Genomic DNA, 17,510 nt, shown 5'->3' with positions numbered 1-17,510 from the left:
AACTATGAACAATCCTATCAAGAGCCCGTCTCTATAATCAAAAAAGCAGCCCCATACAGGACTGCCTCTTTATCAAACTATTCTTTCACTACTTTACGTTTACGTCCACCGATCTTCCCTTTGATTTTCATCAGGATTTCATACACGATCGGTACGATGACAAGCGTTAAGAGAGTCGAACTGGTCAATCCTCCAATAACCGTGACACCGAGGCCTTTCGAAATCAGTCCGCTTCCTTCAAGGCCGAGTGCCAGTGGGAACAGGGCCCCGATTGTGGCAATGGCTGTCATAAGGATCGGGCGGAGTCGGGTGGAACCGGCTTCGAGTAATGCTTCCCGTGTGGATAGACCTTCTTTTTCCTTATGAATCACACGGTCGACGAGTACGATGGCATTCGTCACAACGATACCGATCAGCATCAGTGCCCCGATCATAGAAGAGATACTGATTGTTTCTCCTGCGATCAATAACCCTACCAATGCTCCGATAATTGTGAATGGCAGTGAGAACAGGATGGCAAATGGTGCAAGACCGCCACCGAATGTAATGACAAGGATGAGGTAGACGATCGCAATTGCTGCAAGCATCGCTAATCCGAGTTGCGTGAAGGATTCCTGAATATCTTCTGTCACTCCACCCATATTCACGTCCACGCTTGATGGTACATCTAGTTTATCGATTTCTTTCTTGATATCCTGAGATGCTTTCGACACATCATCGGTCTTCAGTTCTCCACTCACTTGAGCAAATACTTTTCCGTCCCGTCGTGATACGGTATCTGACGTTTTACCTTCCTGAACCTCAACGACGTCTTTGATCGGGACTTCCATGCCCAGTGGTGACTGAATCGTTTTATCCGTTAAGTCATTGATGCTTTCATACGTTTCTTTTTCAACATCCAGGTATACATTCACTTCTTCCCCATCTTTTTCAAAGGTTGTGAGGACCGGACGCTGTCGTGTCTGACCAAGTTCCATGGCGATTTGACCTGCCGTCAGGCCAAGTTCGCTCAGTTTATCCTGATCGGCGACAAACGAGTATTCGTCATAGGATTCAGAAATGCTTGATCCGACCTTTTTGAAATCTTTCTTGTCTTCCATCATGTCTTGAATATCGTTGACAACAGGTTCGATGTCTTTCAGGGTTTCCCCGTACACGTATACGACAATTTCATTGCTGCCGGCACTTGCCGAGAAGTCCTGTGAAGCCCATTCCCCTTTGTCAGTTGATTTCTGCAAGTCTTTGATGACCTTTTCTTTTTCTTCAGAGAAATTTTCTGTATCGTCATTATACTGAACGTAGAAGATTGCATTGTTTGAACTTCCCGGACTCATCGGATTTTCCCCGCCGACAGAGTACTGAATCGTATCAGCGTCTTTACGTCCCTGGAAGTATTCCTCTGCATCCTGTGCGATTTTCTCAACATCTTCTTCCGTTTGACCGGGATCTGGTTTATATGTCGCCATGACCATCTTTTCTTCATCGGATGGTAGGAAACTTACCCCAATAAGCGGCACAAGGAACAAGCTTCCGACCAACATGGCGATGGCAAGGATCGACGTGATGATCTTATGATCCAATGTCCAATTCAATACACCTTTATACCAATGTGCCAAACGGCTTTTCTTTTCCACGTGCTTCTTCCCTACACCCTTTTTGAACATGGAGTGGGCAAGCATCGGTACGATTGTGACAGCAACAAGAAGTGAAGCCAATAGAGCGAACACGATTGTTAAGGCGAACGGTAGGAATAGCTCACCTATCATGCCTTGAACCAATCCTAATGGAAGGAACACGGCAATTGTGACGATAGTTGATGATGCGATCGGAACGAACATTTCTTTCGTCGCTTCCCGGATCAGGTCTTTCCCTTTCAGCAATTCACCTTTCAGTGACATTCTCCGGTAGATATTCTCTACTACGACAATGGAATCATCGATAACACGTCCAATGGCAACAGTCATCGCCCCAAGGGTCATGATATTCAACGTGATATCCATCTGTTTTAAAAGTAAAATCGCGATTAAAAGCGATAATGGTATCGATACGACGGAGATCAGCGTCGATTTGATATCCCGTAAGAACAGGAGAATGATGATGACCGCAAATATGGCGCCGAATAATGCCTTGTTCAGCATCGTGCTGACAGATTCCTCGATCGGTTCACCCTGGTCAAATGTAGAAATGATTTCTACTCCATCGATATCTTTCTCAAACGTTTTGACTTCTTCTTTGACGGCATTGACAACATCGACCGTATTGGCGTCTGCTGTTTTCACCACTTGAAGTCCGATGGATTCTTTTCCGTTCGTTCTGGAAATGGATTCTGCTTTCCCGGTCAGTTTGATATCAGCAAGATCTGATAGTTGAACCGTCGGGACCTTCATGCCTGCAGGTGCTTGTCCAGCAGCAGGTGCCTGAGGAGTCTGCCCTTGTCCCTCCTGTCCTTGTGCTGTTGCCCCACTCGTCGTCACAGGGATCTTCATTTCTTTCAAATCTTCAATCGTTGTAATATTCCCATCAACCATCACGGATTTCTGACTGTCTTTGAACGTGTATAATCCTAATGGAGCAGACACATCAGAGCCTTTGATGATATTTTGAACGGTTTCTTCCGTTAATCCATATTTTGCAAGCTTGTCCTGGTCAAAAACAACCTGTGCCTCTTGCACTTGCTGTCCTGATGCCTGAACCGAAGCAACCCCGTCCACTCCCTCGAGCTGAGGAATGATGGTATCTTCTACTGTTGATGTTAATTGAGCTAAAGATTGGTCTTCATTCGCCACACTTAGGGCGATGACCGGAAAGGCGTTAAAGCTCAGTCTGGATACTTCCGGCTCGTTCACTCCGTCCGGAAAAGAAAGATCAGAAAGAGCCTCTTCCACTTCGGTCTTTGCTTCATCCATATCTTTCGAAAACTTGTATTCTATCTGAACGGCTGAAGCATTCTGGTAGGAAGTTGAGCTGACAACATTCACACCATTTAGATTCTGCAACCGTTTCTCAATTGGTTCGGACACCTTGTCTGCTACATCTTCGGGCGTAGCCCCCGGATACACCGTTGTCACACTGACAATCGGGGTATTGATGTTAGGCAGGGTTTCGAGCTTCATATTAAATCCTGAATATAAGCCTGCAATAATGACGATGATCGTCATCAGCCAGACAGCAAACTTATTTTTAAGTACGAAATTAATAATACTGTTCACGTCGTATTCATCCCTTCTCTCTATTTCTGACCGACTAGTCATAACAATATCTAATATAACTGACCGATTAGTCATAAGTCAATATGCTTATGAAAGAAAAGGTTTATTTTTTGTGACCAATCGGTCATAATATACGTAAGGAGTTTATCAAGGAGAGGAAAGTATGAAAGAAAAAGAAAAATTAATCATTGAAACATCGATTAAGCTGTTTGCCACGAAAGGCTTTAACGCTACCTCCGTTCAAGAAATCGTGAACGAATGTGATATATCAAAAGGTGCCTTTTATTTGTATTTCAAATCAAAGGAAGCTCTTCTGCTCGCGATCATGAACTACTATTTTAGGATGATCACCGATAAAGTGAACGAGATCGAAAACGAGGATCTGCCTCCTTATGAGAAATTCCAAAAGCAATTAGAATGTCAGCTCATTGAAATTTGTAAGCATAAAGAGTTCATCATCATGCAGATCAGAGAGAACGCCATGCCGTTCAATGATGAAATCCACGATCTCCTAAGCGAGATGAAGATGAACACTCACCGCTATTACAGAAGAAGATTATTCGGTATATACGGAAAAAAGATAGAGCCCTATTTCTGGGACATTACCATGATGATTCAAGGTTTTTTCCATTCTTATTTAGAACTGGTCATGCTGGATAAGATCGATCTGGACTTTGCTTACTTGTCCCATTTCATATTAAAACGGACGGACGATTTAGTCGAAGGTTTGCTAAGGAGTGGAGATGAGCCGGTTCTTTCTTTTGAAAAATTGGATGATCTGGTGAAGGACTTCACGTCTTCTACCAGAATCAATGAGTCGACGCTTGTCCATTTGATCCAGGATGCACTGGAGATGGCAGAGGAAGAGAATATCCGGATTTCCCTGGAAGTCATTAAAGAAGAAATCCAGAAAGACAAAACCCGTCCCGTCGTCATTAAAGGAATGCTTGTGAATTTAGCTGAAGATTCTTCAATGAAGCATCTTATTAATGCTTTGAGGCATTTTTATCAAATTTAACGATGAAAGACCCGCTTCCGATGCGGGTCTCTCATCATTTCCCCCTATTTCCTAAAGCTCCTGGATCTGCTCGGATTCATGTATGATCACTTCTTGTTTGGATGTCCCTATCGCTGACCGATACATGCCATAAGCAACCTGTTGGCCTGGAATGCTTCTGTATCGTTTCAACCTGCCCATCATGACAGGGCGGACGGCTCTTGAGAAGATTTCCCCCGCTTTCTCACCAAATCGGAACTCCTGCCTCTCCCCCAATAGAAGAGATGGCCTGAATATGTGGAGTGAAGGAAAATGAAGCTCCATCAATTCCTTCTCCAAGTTCCCTTTGACCTTACTATAAAAGAACGGTGATCCCGGATTTGCACCAATCGAGGAGATCACCAGATACTGCTTTGCTCCATGTGCTTTCCCGAGCTTCCCAAGTTGAATGGGATACTCGTAGTCCACTTTCTTAAAAGCATGTTTCGACTTGGCTTTCTTGATCGTGGTTCCGAGACAGCAAAACACATCATCAATTTCCTCATGAGGCAGAAGCTTCATCACATCAAATGAAATGATCCGCTCATCCAGTTTTTCATGCTTCATGCCACTCTCCCTTCTTACAAAAGAAATCACCTTGTTGTACTCAGGGCTCTTAAGGAGTATTTCAATCAGATGAGAACCGACCAGACCCGTAGCACCTGCGATTAAGGCAACTCTAGACACATGATTTCCCCCTCTCTCTATGAATGATTCCTCTTTAGTATAAGGCATATTCGTATAAAATCCTTATGTAGCCACTAATAATCTAGGTTCCACCTGCAAAGGCGTTAATCAATGTTTGGTGATTAACGCCTTTCGGTTACCTCTATAGCTCTTCATCTTCAAAAAACTGCTGTAGCTTTTCCTCTTGTTCAGGACTCGCTTTCTCCGACGCATACGGGTTGTCCCTGACCCCTGCCGTATCCAGATTCGTTTTGATTGCGAAGAAAGGACCTTTTGGTTCCTCCGCTATGATACGGTCATTCAGCTCTTTGAAGTCAGGCATTTCCTTGTTCCCTTTATCCATCTTTTCTCGCTCCTTCCCGGCTTCTTTCCGTATTTTTATAAGCAATCAACACGATGTCATCCGCTGATTGCTGACAAAGTTCACTTTCCATACTCTTCACTTTACTCAAGGCATCTTCAGACAAATCCGCTACGGGATATTCTTTCATATTCAAAGCTGGCACCTCCTATCCATTCTCGTTCGATTGGCCGATCACTTTCTCTGCGATGACGCCGTTCCCCTCTTCCACCGCATGATGTTCTTCCAGGGACTCTCCCGGAACATACACCTGGCTAGGGTTGCGCAGCCTGCCATTCATGTTGAATTCAGGATTCAACGGAGTATCCATACGCCTTTTTTCTGATTTCTTATCTCTGTCCATTCGTACCACCTCCACTATTTAGTATGGCTGGTGAGAGAAGAATCATTCCAATCAAAATAGCGTTGAGCGACCACCGTCGCTCAACGCCATTCATCATGTTAAACCCATGTATAATCCTTTCCCCAGCTATCCCTGGCAAGGACCTTGATTTCGTCGACTATATCATTCTCTACCGCAAATGCATCACCCTGCTCATACGGATTGTAGTGGAAGGCATAGAGCCGGGAAACAAACTCATGGAAAGGAAGTGAACATTCCCCTTCCAATTCCCCGTTATCCATGACGGAAGGTTCGATCCCCTGTCCCCAATTCTGTGAACCGTCATTGTTCGGATTGTAGAAATAGATCCGATACTCCCCCTTTGGATCGCGGGTGATACGGAGAATGGATACGGCGTGGAATCCAAGGAGCTTTCCGTGGACATTGGTAATGAAAATCCCAACTGGATTCGGATAGATCAAACCGTAGTCATCATTGTATTCCGGATGATGGGTAGCGTAAAACAGCCTTACAAAACCAGGATAATCAGATATGAGCCCGGTCAACGGATCGATCACCGTGCTGAACCCCTTCTGGACCCAGTCACCATAAAACTCGGGATTCACCCAGCGATGTCCATCTTCCCCTCTAAGGGAAACCCTCCTCATCATTTCACTATAAATCCGGTCAAGGTGCGGGACGAGAACCAGTGAAACAGGATCAAGTTCCTGATGAAGTTCCGGCGCCAATCCTCCGCTCAAGTCCTTGGAATGAACGGGAGTACCTTCAAACATGATATCGATGTCACCATCCCTTGCAGCCCTAGGGATCAGTTCAAGCAGATAGCCGGGCGCATGCTGCGCCCAAAGGCTGATTCCCCGTGCTGTTTGACAGGTTGGGTTCAAGCCCTGTCCAATCCCGATAGGCTGCCCGAGGACATTGATCACACCTGCAAGGAGCACGGAATTTGCGGTGATGCCATCTCCCGTTTTACACGAATTCAGGAGCGTCTTCCTCACTTCTGCCCTGATATCAAGTTCAATTAGTCGTTTGAGTCCCGGTGATACAGGGGAATAGGAAAGGACCCCTCGTTCAAGCAAGAGAGCAAGCCCGTATACAGACTGCTTCGTGGCCGGGAAGATCGCCACTTTCACAAGTTGAAAAACAAGCTCGGCATTTTCATCCAGGTTTGCTTTTCCTTTATCATTTAACTGAAGTGCGGTGGGTACAAGCTCAGGCAACTTCCTGCATAAATATCTCAGAAGAATGGCGTGCTGAGGAGCAACCAACCCTGTTTCGCGCATGGACCCGGCGAACGCAACGGCCTCCTTCTCCAGTTCTTCATGGGAAACGTCCATTAACTTCTTGCGATATTCACCAGGCAGGATAATATTTTTACTCAAAGGGGACGGACCTTCGATGGCAGATACATATTTCTCCAATACCAGGCGTTCCGCTGCACTAAGATCAGAATGAAGCATTTTCTTCGCAGTCTCAATCATGGAAACGGTTCGCTTCACCATAATGGGTCGCTGTGCCGTCAACCGTTCGATCTCTTTGATCAGCGTAGTCGTAAGGGCTTGGTAAGACAATTTATCTGAAAGAAAGTGAAACAACTCCGTAGCCCTTTCACTCTGCTCACCACCTTCAATCCGCGCGGCTTCAGTTGCTTCCGGGAAAAGCAGGTTCAGGTTCAGCACCATTACTTCATTGAGAAAATCCTGTGCCATTTCAGCCGAGACGTCTGCATGCTCATATTGGGCTTCTGCAATCGAAAGCATCCTGAGTTCACTCAGGATTTCGATAATCGAGGGCAGACCTTTCGCCTGCAGTGACCCCGCCACAAGAGGCGGTTGAAGCTTGGATGCTTTTTCCCATGGACCGTCCTGGAATACACCGGCTTTTTCAAAACGGCTTGCGCTCCGATATAAAATATCGAGTCCTTCATCTGTATCGAGTAATCTTTGAGCTTCCTGATAGACGTCCGTTTGATACATTGATTTCGCAAATGAAGCTGCACTTTCCAATTCATTCAGCGCCAGCAAAAATCGTTCTTCCAGCTTAGAAGTTAATTCAAAAGCCATTTCAAAACTCCTTTATCGATCAGAATATCGGATAAGTTGTTTACACAAAGATGACCGATCTAAATATAAAAGTTAAATTGTTCGTATTCCTTTAAAAGATCCCTCATCACTTCGCTGTCTTCCCCATAGAAGAAGATGGTCCCGTAATGGTTCCCGAACCCTATCCGCTGAGCCACTTTTCCCTGGGCAGGACTGAACATATCATGTTTTTCAAAATAAGGATGGTTTTCCAGTTCGTCAGGTACTTCAAGTTTCTCGACATAATTCACATGAGGATGCACCATTAGACAACCCGCATGAGCTTTCGCTTTCTCACCTGTCGAAGGGAAAAATTCTCTTAGCTCCTCTTCGGTTGTATTTGGGTCACCGCATAAAATCTGTGCCTGATAAGCGTTAAATCCATACGCCCGTTCAATCAAATCAAAGATATGCCCACCAGGCACCCTCGCTGCGACTTCACCGAAATGAAGGGTCCCATCGGAGGTGATGAAGTATTCAGGATGGATCACGCCATATTCGATTTCAAATGCATCAATGAGCTGTTGAATCGCCTCACGGATGATCGGACGTTTTTCTTCAAGTGTAGGAGATGCCGGTACGAAATTGGAATATCCCAACCGTACATACTCCGTTATATTTAAAAATTGGATTTTCCCTTTATGAATGAACGCTTCGCATGAAAACTCCTGCCCGTCTAAATGACTTTCCATCAACAGAGGGAATTCAGACTCGGTGAGAGCATCGATATCCTCTGGATTCTCGATGGCACGGTGACCGACAAATCCTGCTTTATCAAGGGGCTTAACATGGATGGGATCGTTCTTGTCTCCTTCCACTTTCAATAGGGCTTCATTTACTCGTTTCAGAAAGCGTCGTACATCCTCTTTATCCCTTGCTTCTTCAAATACACCTACTTTGATTCCCGCAATTTGGGCTTTTCGCTTCATCATCCCCTTATCCCTTAATAATAGAGAACGATTGAATACGCGTGGTTCGTTGCGGAAACGGGAATTCAAAGCCCCGGCCCACTCCACACATTCTTCATATAAGGGAACAGCCACTTCAGCACCGAGTGACTTCAGCTGTTTATAAAGATGATCTGAACCTTCGTTCAAGCGATCAAAGTCCCAGCCTATAAAAGCAATTTCATGTTTTTCAGCGTATGCTTCGAAATCCGGCGGTCCTACGACTACGAATGGCCTGTTCAGTTTCGTACACGCCTCTATTGCCGGCAGGCTCCACCCGATGAGTGCCGTTAAATAGGGTTTGGTTTTATCCTTCACGCTCTGTTCTGCCTGTTGCAATTCAAGTTGATCTAGTCCCATAGTTTCCTCTCCCTCTTTCACGTATTTATTCAGATTCCCTTTTAGCATAACAAAGCCCCTTATGATAATGAAGTATTATGCTGAATTTTCAGTCTATTCGACAAATAAAGTGGTAAACTGACATTATTTACGATAATCAAAACCCCGGATGCAGCCAGCATCGGGGGTTCACCTACACTCTATTATTCACCTAAATCGACATTATGATATACCTGCTGCACATCTTCCAGATCTTCAATCGCATCAATCATTTTCTCAAATTGGGCTTGATCGTCTTCAGATAGTTCCACATCATTCTGAGCAAGCATCGTAAGCTCTGCCACTGTAAAATCGGTGATTCCGGCGCCCTTAAATGCTTCTTGAACAGCATGGAATTGATCCGGCTCGGCATAGACGATCACAGAATCGTCTTCTTCGATGATATCTCGTGCGTCCACGTCCGCTTCCATCAGGATTTCCATTACGTCTTCTTCAGATTTTCCTTCGATGCCGATGACGGCTGTCGCATCGAACATATACGCTACAGATCCACTCACGCCCATATTCCCGCCATTCTTACCGAAAGCGGCACGCACTTCGGATGCTGTACGGTTTACATTGTTCGTCAAGGCATCCACGATGACCATGGATCCATTCGGTCCGAAGCCTTCATAGCGCAGTTCATCATAATTTTCTTCTGAACCGCCCTTTGCCTTTTCGATGGCGCGATCCACGATGTGTTTCGGTACGCTATACGTTTTCGCACGTTCAAGAACGAATTTCAACGTTTGGTTAAGCTCAGGATCCGGCTCACCCTGCTTCGCCGCCACATAAATCTCACGGCCGAATTTCGCATATATACGACTCGTATTGGCATCCTTAGACGCTTTCTTTTCTTTAATATTATTCCACTTACGTCCCATATCGTTTCACTCTCTTTCATTTATCTATGGATAATTTCTGATAATAAAAGGTATTTTCGTTTCTATTATACATGAAAAGGACATCTTTTGGCTAAGTGATTCCCTTCCATCCCCTCTCGAAAAAAAGCCGACTCAGGTGAGTCAGCTTCTTTCCTGGTAAGCACTGATGGCTTCGTATTCTTCTTCCAGCAATCGTGGTACACGAATAAAGATCGGCATGAGCTTAGTATAAGCTTCTGTAGCTTTCGGATCGGGCTGATGGGAATGGACGGAGCCGACCATTTCCTTCACTTCTTCAAGTGAGTCGATCATGCCGCTGCCGTACATACCAAGGACCACTGCACCAAGGCAAGAGCTTTCGAAGCTTTCCGGCACTTCCACTTCTTGATCGAATACATCGGCAAGCATTTGGCGCCACAGCTCAGAGCGGGCAAATCCACCGGTTGCCTGGACCCGTTTCGGCGTACCGATCAATTCCTCCAGGGCAAGTAAAACACTGTACAAGTTCATGACGATTCCTTCAAGGACGGCACGTATCATATGCTCTTTTTTATGATGCATCCCGAGGCCGAAGAAAGAACCGCGTGCTTTTGCATTCCAAAGGGGAGCGCGTTCCCCGGCCATGTAAGGATGGAACAGGAGTCCTTCTGATCCCGGCTCTACTTTTGCCGCAATATCCGTTAGTACTTCATAGGGATCCTTCCCTAATCGTTTCGCCACTTCCACTTCACCGGAAGCAAGTTCGTCCCGGACCCATCTGAAGATCATTCCACCATTGTTCACGGGTCCGCCGATCACCCAGTGCTTATCCGTTAAGGCATAGCAGAAGATCCGTCCTTTTGGATCGGTCACCGGCCGGTCCGTCACAGCCCGGATCGCACCACTTGTTCCGATCGTCACGGCGACCACTCCCGGCTCGATGGCATTGACACCAAGATTTGATAGAACCCCGTCGCTTGCGCCGACAACAAATGGCGTATCGGCAGGTAAGCCCAGCATCTCTGTGTATTCAGACTTTAAACCAACCAGGCTTTCTGTTGTGGATACCGGAGTCGACAGCTGATCCTTCGAGACTCCGGCCACTTTCATGGCTTCCTCATCCCAAGCCAGGTTTTCCAGATGGAACATCCCTGTAGCAGAAGCAATGGAATAATCCACTACATACTTCCCAAACAAACGATGGAAAACGAATTCTTTAATCGAGATGAACTTTGCCGCTTTTCCGAACAATTCCGGCTTTTCGTCCTTCAGCCAGGCAAGCTTCACAAGGGGTGACATCGGATGGATCGGCGTACCGGTCCTTCTGTAAATCTCCATCCCGTTCATTTCTTTCTTGATCTTCTCCGCCCATGCAGCACTTCGGTTATCTGCCCATGTAATCGAAGGGGTCAATGGCTGGTCGTTTTCATCCACAAGGATCAAACTGTGCATGGCAGAACTGAACGACACAAATGAAATCGTTTCATTTGTACTTGAAGCCACTTCCTTGACGCACTTCAGGACTGCCTGAAAAATCTCTTCAGGATCCTGTTCAGCCGTCCCGGGCGTTGGTGTATGTAATGGATATTCGATCCCGTGACGCTCGATCGCTTTTCCTTCTTTATTAAATAGTACGGCTTTTGTACTGGTGGTCCCGATATCGACACCGATCATGAATTCTGACATCTTCGTTCCTCCTAAATAAATAGAGAAAAGGAAGAAGCGACATGGCTCTTCCCTCTTCTGCTATTATTCTATCCTATTTTAGCTAATGAATATCCCTAAAATGAACACAACGGCAAATCCTACAAAACCGATGAGTGTCTCCATTACGGTCCATGATTTTAACGTATCTTTCACATCTAATCCAAAATAACGGTTCACTAACCAGAAACCACTATCATTCACATGGGAGAAGACTGTCGCTCCTGAAGCGATGGCAATAACCATCAAACCAAGAACGGGACCTTGCATACCAAGAGTGTCGATCAGCGGGCTCATCAATCCTGCCGCTGTTACCATGGAAACAGTCGCAGATCCTTGAGCGACACGGACGACCATAGCGATCAAGAAGGCAAGGGCGATCGGTGGCAGGCTTGAACCAGCCATCATATTTCCTAATACTTCCCCAACACCGGAGTCAATCAATACTTGCTTGAATACTCCACCGGCACCCGTTACAAGGATAATGATCCCAGCAGGCTCAAGCGCTTTCGTTGCAATGTCCTGTACTTCCTGGCGGGAATATCCGCGCTTCGTTCCTAATAGAACGAACGTCAACAATGTTGCAATCGTTAGTGCTACGAATGGATGTCCTAAGAAAGTCAGGATGGAACGAATCATGTTTCCTTCATCCAGGATAACACCCGAAAGCGTGTTCAAAAGAATCAATACTAATGGGATCGAGATAAGAGAAGCAATCAAAGCGAAACTCGGAAGCTCTTTATCGTACTCCATTTCTTCCGCCTGCATATAGTCAGGAACCACTGCATGAATGCGTTTCGAAATCCATTTTGCAAAAAGTGGACCAGCGATGATCATGGATGGAACACCGGCAATCGCACCAAACAGGATGACCCATCCAAGGTCCGCCCCGATCAAGTCAGAAACCGCAATCGGTCCTGGAGTCGGAGGGATGAAGCTGTGTGTTACGGCAAGACCTGCAAGCAATGGAATTCCATAGTACAGGAGTGACTTGCCTGTTTTTCTAGCTAAACCGTATACAATCGGTACAAGAATGATGAATCCTACATCAAAGAAAACGGGAATGGCTACCAGGAAACCAGTGATCCCAAGGGACCATTGTGCCTTATCTTCCCCGAATTTGTTAATCAGTGTCTGAGCAAGTCGTTCCGCTCCCCCTGATACTTCAAGCATGCGCCCGAACATCGCACCTAAACCAACGACAACTGCGACAAACCCAAGGGTCCCGCCCATACCGCTCTGTATCGAAGCTACGACTTCCTGAAGCGGCATGCCGGCAGCGATCCCTACGATTAAACTTACTAATAATAGGGCAACAAAAGCGTGAAGCTTTGTTTTAATAACTAAAAATAATAAAAGAAAAATTCCGGCCAGTGCCACTAAAATGAGCATTTGATCTGACATTTTGTATCCCTACCTTTCTTCCCTCACGGCAGCCCTGCTGCCAATTTTTTATACCAAATGATCCAGCTTCTTTGTTCCCAAGGGACTCGTAAAGCGTTTGCAAAACACTTTATGTAACTATTACTCTCTTAATTCAATAAGAGAACAGCCTTTTCGAACGAACAAATAATCAGGAAAATTATTTTCTGTCTATCTCTATTATAAAAAATATTTTTCTTTTTGCAACCGTTTACAGAAATTATTTTTATTTTTTCTATTATTCTTGTATACTATCAATATGAAAACCCTTACAGGAGAGGTGTCTATGAGTCAACATCAACATTGTTTAGCAAGCATCCGTTCACACTATCCTCAATTCAGTGTGACCGAGAAAAAAATTGCCGACTATATACTTGAAAACCCGAACGAGATCATCCATTCAACGATCAATGGTCTGGCAGAAGATTTAGGAGTGGCCGATTCTACCGTTTTCCGCTTTTGTAAACGAATCGGCTTCAAAGGCTATCAGGCGATGAAAATTGCTCTTGCCTCAGAAATCGTGACTGGACTTAAGGACATTCACGAACGCATCGATGAAGGTGACACGGCACAAACGATCGCCACAAAAGTATTCAGGTCCAATATCAAAACCATTGAAGACACTTTGATGGTGGTGGATGAAAAGAGGCTGATGAAAGCCGTGGACATGATGAGCACCGCCCGTTCCATCGAGTTCTTTGGAAGCGGCGGGTCCGGTGTCATCGCCCTTGATGCCTACCATAAATTCATCCGGACCGGCCTGCGTGTGCATGCGGCAAGTGACAGTCATATTCAGCTTATGACCGCTTCCCAGATGACGAGTGACGATTGCGCTGTTTTCATATCCCACTCAGGATCCACAAAGGATATACTCCAACTTCTCGACATAGTGAAAGAAACCGGGGCCAAGACCATCTGCATCACCAATTTCGCCAAGTCCCCATTAAGCCAGAGGGTCGACACACCCCTCTTCACCGTTTCCGAGGAAACCGACTACCGTTCAGAAGCTTTGTCATCACGCATTGCTCAGTTAACATTGATTGATGCCCTCTATGTGAACTTAATGATGAGGAGGGAAACGGAAGGACAAGATGCCCTCCGGAAGATGAGGAAGGCCATTTCGGTTAAAAGGCTGTAAAAAAAGGCTGATCAGTTCTGAACTGACCAGCCTTTTTTATTTTAATCCAGATGACTCATCAACGACGCTTCATATTCCGTCACCGCTTCATCCAGCATGTGAAGACCGGCGTCAATCTGCTCTTTTGTAACCGTAAGGGGTGGAATCATGCGGATCACTTCGGAATGATTTCCACATAGATAAAATAAAACCCCTTTTTCAAGCGCCCGGTCAAGGATGTCCATCAAGCCTCCAGAATTCGGTTTACTGGTCTTTGGATGGACGATTTCAATCCCGATCATCAATCCCACTGCCCGGATGCTTCCGATCACAGGATGTTTTTCTTTCAACTTCTCGAGCCTCGAAACGGCATATGCACCCATCGTCTTCGTATTATCAAGGAGTCTTTCCTCCTTCATGACTTCCAGGGTGGCAAGACCGACAGAGCATGCGATCGGGTTCCCGCCGAATGTCGTCCCATGGCTTCCAAGCGGCCACTGTTTCATCAGTTTATTGGATGCCACCGTTGCGCTCAGGGGAAGACCCGACGCAATACCTTTCGCGATCGCCATGATATCCGGCGTCACATCGAAGGTTTGTGCCGCAAACCAATTACCCGTACGTCCGAAACCCGTTTGGACTTCATCGAAAATCAGTAATATATCATGCCGGTCACAAATCTCCCTTACCTTCTTAAGCCATGCCTTCGGAGGGACGATATATCCCCCTTCCCCCAACACCGGTTCTAAAATGACACACGCCACCTCTTCCGGGGTGACCTGGTGATTGAAAAGTGCTTCAAAATCCTTTTCAAGTTTGCTGACAACATACCGGGCTGAATCCTCTCCCTCCGGACACTCCCGTTCATTCGCATACGGAATCTGATACGCCAAACCCGAAGGCTGCATGAACTTCCGATACTTACTCTTCGAAGTCGTGACACTGAGTGCCCCCAGGGATCGCCCATGAAAACACCCTGTAAAGGATATGACATAAGGGCGCTTCGTTACATATTTAGCAAGCTTGATCGCCCCCTCGATGGCTTCCGTACCGCTGTTGGCAAAGAAGAAACTATCAAGGTCACCTGGAAGGATCTCTGCCAGTTCATCAGCCAGGCGAAGGATCGATTCATACATGATGACGCCTGAAGGACCGTGCATCAGACCGTCCGCTGCATCCTTGATCGCCTGTACGATTTTCGGATGACGATGCCCCACATTCGTTACGGCGATGCCAGAGGTAAAATCAAGATACTTCCTTCCGTCCAGTCCGTAGTAGTAGCACCCCTCTTCCTTCACTACCGGTAAATTGGGATGATCCTTGGCCATACTCGGTGCCAGACGATCCGGCATCCTCTCAATAAGCTCTTCAAACGTTCGTTCCATTTCAGTACCCCCATGTTCTTTTTGTATGTCTCTTTTCATAAATTGTTGTATTTTTACAAAGACTTTGATTTCCATGCTCTGTCAATCAGTATGTACTTACTGCTTTGCTTGCAGCTAGCGATCGGCCAAGCCTCCTCAGCACAATTCGCTTCCGGGGTTTCGGCACGCCCGTTTTCCGCAGGAGTCTACGCAGTTCCCCTCACCTTTTAAACAAGTTTAGCGTGACAGAGGTATATGGTTAAAGACACTCGAGACACTGTTTATTTATGTAATAGACCTCAAATCAAGAAATACCAATTTTTACAAGGTGGTGTTTCTATACTAGTGATGACATCTTCATAGCCAGTTGATTGGAGTGGAAGGTGCTCGACTCCTGCGGGAAACGCGGGAAAGTTGAAACCCCGCAGGCCAGCGCCCGAGGAGGCTCAACTCACGCCCCGCGGAAAGCGAGCACTTGGAACGGAAATCAACCACAACTCGCTTGGTCAAAAGCAACAATGTATAGAAAAAGAGCCTATTGTCTAAATCCTCAAGGTTTTACATAAAGAAAAAGTGAGCCAGTAATGCGACGATTGGTAATGTGATGATGGTTCTTTGGATGAAGATGATAAAGAGATCCAGGAAGCTGATGGGAATTTTGGACTTGATTAATAGGATCCCGATTTCAGACATGTAGATTAGTTGAGTCAAAGACATGGCCGCGATCACAAATCTCGTTAACTCGCTTTCGATCCCGCTTCCCACCACTGCAGGGAGGAACATATCGGCAAACCCGACGATCATTGCAGGGGCAGCATCGGCAGCCTGCGGGATTTGTAATAACTCAAGGAGAGGTACGACCGGGTAAGCAAGCACATCAAACACCGGGGTATACTCTGCCACGACTAAAGCAAGTGTTCCAAGGGCCATGACGAGTGGAATGAGTCCGAACCAGATATCAAATACGTTTTGCAATCCTTTTTTCGTCACTTCACCGACGCTTTTCACTTCAGAGGCTTTTTCCACAGCTTTTTCGAAACCCCATTGAAGGCGGGAAACATTTTCAGGAACCGTTTCAGAGATTTGCATGCCGACCGGCTCATAATACGTATCTTTTTTACGGGAAAGAGGCGGGATGCGCGGGCAAATCACCGCTGCTGCGATCCCGGCGATGACGACCGTTCCGTATAGTTGCGCAAACATGGATTCCAAACCTATGAAACTGACGATCACGAGACTGAAAGCGATGGAAGCAACAGAGAAGTTGGTTGCAATGACCGCAGCTTCCCGTTTTGTGTAGTAGCCCTCTTCAAATTGTTTCGTTGTAATGAGGACCCCGACCGTCCCACTCCCCATCCAGGAAGCCAGAGCATCAATGGAAGAACGTCCCGGCAGCTGGAATAAAGGCTTCATGATCTTTTGCAGCAGAGTCCCGAAGAAATCCATCAGTCCAAAATCTAATAAAAGGGGCATCAGTAAACCTGCAAACAAAAACCATGTGGTCAAAACAGGGACTAAGGAATACAGAACCGTCCCGCCTGTATAGTCGGATATGATCCATTCAGGACCGATTCCGTTTACGGTCATGATGGCAAAGACTGATCCGATTACACGGATGGCGATCCAGAACGCACCTACATCAAAAAGCCCTTTTAGAAATGGTTGTGAGACGATCCACTTAGGTTGAAGAAGTTTCGTATAAATGGCCATGAGAGCAGATATTCCAAAAATGATCGTCATGAATAATGGCAATACTCCTTCTAACAACCCCTGAAAATAAGAAGCAAAAATCCCGACACCGATGGTCATGTTCCCTTCGTATGTCACAGGAACCAAAAACAGCAATACTCCTATTATGGAAGGAATGATAAACTTCATTGCTTCCCTTGCTGATCTCCCGGACCCGGTTTGTAACTGACTGACATTTTGTTTCCCAACCTCCATTGTCAAACACCCCTTTGAAATGATTCATTTATCCTTCTATTCACTTAAGAACCT

Annotated in this window: 14 protein-coding genes; 2 read left to right on the top strand and 12 right to left on the bottom strand. The window is 46.0% G+C overall.

What is annotated here, in order from left to right:
- Positions 1-77 precede the first annotated feature (77 nt).
- The gene (locus NQ095_RS11170; protein ID WP_258263544.1) at positions 78-3,209 is read right to left on the bottom strand and encodes an efflux RND transporter permease subunit; all 3,132 of its coding nucleotides are present in this window, start codon (positions 3,207-3,209) and stop codon (positions 78-80) included.
- A gap of 163 nt (positions 3,210-3,372) precedes the next feature.
- Between NQ095_RS11170 and NQ095_RS11165 the strand changes: the two genes are divergently transcribed.
- The gene (locus NQ095_RS11165) at positions 3,373-4,227 is read left to right on the top strand and encodes a TetR/AcrR family transcriptional regulator (protein ID WP_258263543.1); all 855 of its coding nucleotides are present in this window, start codon (positions 3,373-3,375) and stop codon (positions 4,225-4,227) included.
- A 51-nt stretch (positions 4,228-4,278) separates the two neighbouring features.
- Here the strand turns inward: NQ095_RS11165 and NQ095_RS11160 are convergent, their stop codons facing one another.
- From NQ095_RS11160 to NQ095_RS11120, 9 genes are all read right to left on the bottom strand, one after another.
- Positions 4,279-4,932, bottom strand: a complete 654-nt coding sequence (locus tag NQ095_RS11160) for an oxidoreductase (RefSeq protein ID WP_258263542.1) — start codon at positions 4,930-4,932, stop codon at positions 4,279-4,281.
- A 142-nt stretch (positions 4,933-5,074) separates the two neighbouring features.
- Positions 5,075-5,275, bottom strand: a complete 201-nt coding sequence (locus NQ095_RS11155; RefSeq protein ID WP_258263541.1) for a hypothetical protein — start codon at positions 5,273-5,275, stop codon at positions 5,075-5,077.
- The gene (locus tag NQ095_RS11150) at positions 5,268-5,429 is read right to left on the bottom strand and encodes a hypothetical protein (RefSeq protein WP_258263540.1); all 162 of its coding nucleotides are present in this window, start codon (positions 5,427-5,429) and stop codon (positions 5,268-5,270) included. Before NQ095_RS11150 ends, NQ095_RS11155 begins: the two co-directional genes overlap by 8 nt.
- Before the next feature lie 12 nt (positions 5,430-5,441).
- Positions 5,442-5,636 carry a hypothetical protein gene (locus tag NQ095_RS11145; protein ID WP_258263539.1) on the bottom strand — a complete coding sequence of 65 codons (195 nt, stop codon included), beginning with the start codon at positions 5,634-5,636 and terminating at the stop codon, positions 5,442-5,444.
- A gap of 98 nt (positions 5,637-5,734) precedes the next feature.
- Entirely contained in the window at positions 5,735-7,699 is a 1,965-nt protein-coding gene (locus NQ095_RS11140) for a hypothetical protein (RefSeq protein WP_258263538.1), read from the bottom strand.
- A 59-nt stretch (positions 7,700-7,758) separates the two neighbouring features.
- On the bottom strand, positions 7,759-9,024 hold the full coding sequence (locus NQ095_RS11135; RefSeq protein WP_258263537.1) for an ATP-grasp domain-containing protein: 1,266 nt from the start codon (positions 9,022-9,024) through the stop codon (positions 7,759-7,761).
- 182 nt (positions 9,025-9,206) lie between these two features.
- The gene (locus NQ095_RS11130) at positions 9,207-9,926 is read right to left on the bottom strand and encodes a YebC/PmpR family DNA-binding transcriptional regulator (RefSeq protein ID WP_098438242.1); all 720 of its coding nucleotides are present in this window, start codon (positions 9,924-9,926) and stop codon (positions 9,207-9,209) included.
- 141 nt (positions 9,927-10,067) lie between these two features.
- Complete coding sequence (gene gntK, locus NQ095_RS11125) at positions 10,068-11,591, bottom strand: gluconokinase (protein ID WP_258263536.1); 1,524 nt, start codon at positions 11,589-11,591, stop codon at positions 10,068-10,070.
- Between the two features lie 78 nt (positions 11,592-11,669).
- Positions 11,670-13,013, bottom strand: a complete 1,344-nt coding sequence (locus NQ095_RS11120; protein WP_258263535.1) for a GntP family permease — start codon at positions 13,011-13,013, stop codon at positions 11,670-11,672.
- A 304-nt stretch (positions 13,014-13,317) separates the two neighbouring features.
- Between NQ095_RS11120 and NQ095_RS11115 the strand changes: the two genes are divergently transcribed.
- Entirely contained in the window at positions 13,318-14,169 is an 852-nt protein-coding gene (locus NQ095_RS11115) for a MurR/RpiR family transcriptional regulator (protein WP_258263534.1), read from the top strand.
- Between the two features lie 41 nt (positions 14,170-14,210).
- On the opposite strand, the gene NQ095_RS11110 is transcribed toward NQ095_RS11115, so the two are convergent.
- Positions 14,211-15,533: an aspartate aminotransferase family protein gene (locus tag NQ095_RS11110; RefSeq protein WP_258263533.1), complete on the bottom strand. Its 1,323-nt coding sequence runs from the start codon at positions 15,531-15,533 to the stop codon at positions 14,211-14,213.
- Between the two features lie 537 nt (positions 15,534-16,070).
- The gene (locus NQ095_RS11105; protein ID WP_258263531.1) at positions 16,071-17,456 is read right to left on the bottom strand and encodes a YjiH family protein; all 1,386 of its coding nucleotides are present in this window, start codon (positions 17,454-17,456) and stop codon (positions 16,071-16,073) included.
- Between the last annotated feature and the right edge of the window lie 54 nt (positions 17,457-17,510).

Source organism: Rossellomorea sp. SC111 (assembly GCF_024733565.1).
Taxonomy (GTDB): domain Bacteria; phylum Bacillota; class Bacilli; order Bacillales; family Bacillaceae_B; genus Rossellomorea.
Note: the sequence above shows the minus strand (reverse complement) of the source record. Positions and strands in the feature narration are given on the sequence as shown.